Annotated in this window: 3 protein-coding genes; all 3 read right to left on the reverse strand. The window is 72.3% G+C overall.

What is annotated here, in order from left to right; all coding sequences use genetic code 11:
* Positions 1-58 precede the first annotated feature (58 nt).
* Positions 59-874 carry a thiazole synthase gene (locus tag G3N92_RS33545; RefSeq protein ID WP_206131797.1) on the reverse strand — a complete coding sequence of 272 codons (816 nt, stop codon included), beginning with the start codon at positions 872-874 and terminating at the stop codon, positions 59-61.
* Positions 875-900: 26 nt separating this feature from the next.
* The gene (gene thiS, locus G3N92_RS33550) at positions 901-1,098 is read right to left on the reverse strand and encodes a sulfur carrier protein ThiS (protein WP_206131798.1); all 198 of its coding nucleotides are present in this window, start codon (positions 1,096-1,098) and stop codon (positions 901-903) included.
* Positions 1,099-1,128: 30 nt separating this feature from the next.
* On the reverse strand, positions 1,129-1,825 hold a 697-nt coding region (locus G3N92_RS33555), incomplete at its 5' end, for an FAD-dependent oxidoreductase (RefSeq protein WP_206131799.1).

The following is a 1,825-nucleotide window of genomic DNA, read 5'->3' on the forward strand; positions in this document are numbered from 1 at the left end:
TCCAGTTCGTCGGCCGGCGGCCAGAACAGCGCGGCGAACCGCGCGGCGGGCGTGGCCGTCATTGCGCGCCTCCGTCGTGGTGCCAGAACGGCATGCCGACCACCGGCGTGCTCGCGTGCGCGGTGTCGCGTGCGTCCATCGGGCCGGCCAGATACGCGGCGCGCCCCGCCTCGACGCCCTGCGCGAACGCGCGCGCCATGATCTCGGGATGCGTCGCCTGCGACACGGCCGTGTTCAGCAGCACGCCGTCGAAACCCCACTCCATCACCTGACACGCGTGCGACGGCACGCCGAGCCCGGCATCGACGATCAGCGGCACGTCCGGCAGCCGCTCGCGCAGCACGCGCAGCCCGTACGGATTGACGACGCCCTTGCCGGTGCCGATCGGCGCGCCCCACGGCATCAGCGCCTCGCAGCCCGCGTCGAGCAGGCGGCGGCCGATCACCAGATCCTCGGTGCAATACGGCAGCACCTTGAAGCCGTCCTTGACGAGCAGCGCTGCCGCCTCGATCAGGCCGACCGGATCGGGCTGCAGCGTGTAGTCGTCGCCGATCAGTTCGAGCTTGATCCAGTCGGTCTCGAACAGCTCGCGCGCCATCTGCGCGGTGTTGACCGCCTCGGCCACCGTCTGGCAGCCGGCCGTGTTCGGCAGCAGCGGCACGTCGTGGCGCTTGAGCAGATCGAAGAAGCCGGCCTCGGCGGTGCCGGCGTTCATCTGCCGGCGCAGCGCGACGGTCACCATGCCGGGCTTCGACGCGGCGATCGAATCGGACAGCGATTGCAGCGACGGGTAGCGCGACGTGCCGAGCAGCACGCGGCTCTGGAACGCGGTGCCGTACAGCGTCAGCGAATCGGGAGTGGAAAGCAGCGTCATGGGGAAGTCCTGTAATGGCGCGCGGTTCAGCCGCCCGCGACGGGATGCACGACGTCGAGCCGGTCGCCGGCCGCCAGCGCGTGCTGGGCGTGGCGCGTGCGCGCGACGAACGCGCCGTTGACGGCCACCGCGAACGGCGGGCGGGCCTCGTAGGCGGCGAGCGCGTCGGCGACGGTCGCGCCGTCGGGAAGCGTCAGCGTCTGTTGATTGATCTGGATATCCATGGCGGAAGTCGGTAGGTCGGGGGCGGCGCGTTACGCATGCGCCGCGTCGGTCTGAAACAGGTCCGGCCAGCGCGCCTCGGCGCGCCAGGCGGCGAAAGCGTCGGGATCGGCGCGCTGCAGGCCCGGCGCGCCGCCGAACCACGCCTGCACCCACTCGACGGCCGCCTGCGCCACCTCGGGCGCGATCATGAAGCCGTGCCGGTACAGGCCGTTGACGGACAGCGTCGCCGCGCCGCGCCGGACGATCGCGGGGCGATGATCGGGCAGCGTCGGCCGGCATTGCGTGCCGAGTTCGAGGATGCGCGCCTCGCCGAACGCCGGATGCACGGAGAACGCGGCGCTCAGCAATTCGAGCGCCGAGCGCACGCTGACGGGCGACATGTCCTCGCCCTCCACTTCGGTCGCGCCGATCACGTACAGATCGTTCTGCTTCGGCGCGATGTAGAGCGGATAGCGCGGATGCAGCAGCCGCACCGGCCGGGTCAGGCCGATGCCGGGCGCATGCACGCGCGCGACCTCGCCGCGAATCCCGCGCAGCGCCGGCAGCACCGGCTTCGCGCCGAGGCCGCGGCAATCGATGGTGAGATGCGCGCCAGGCTCGGGCGCGGCATCGACGGCGGTGTGCCAGTGCGTGGCGACGCCGCGTTCGGCCAGGCCGGCGGCCAGCGCGGCGAGCGTCTGGCGATTGTCGAGCTGGCCTTCGCGCGGCAGCAGCCAGCCGCGGCCG

It is taken from the genome of Burkholderia sp. Ac-20379, assembly GCF_017104645.1.
Taxonomy (GTDB): domain Bacteria; phylum Pseudomonadota; class Gammaproteobacteria; order Burkholderiales; family Burkholderiaceae; genus Burkholderia.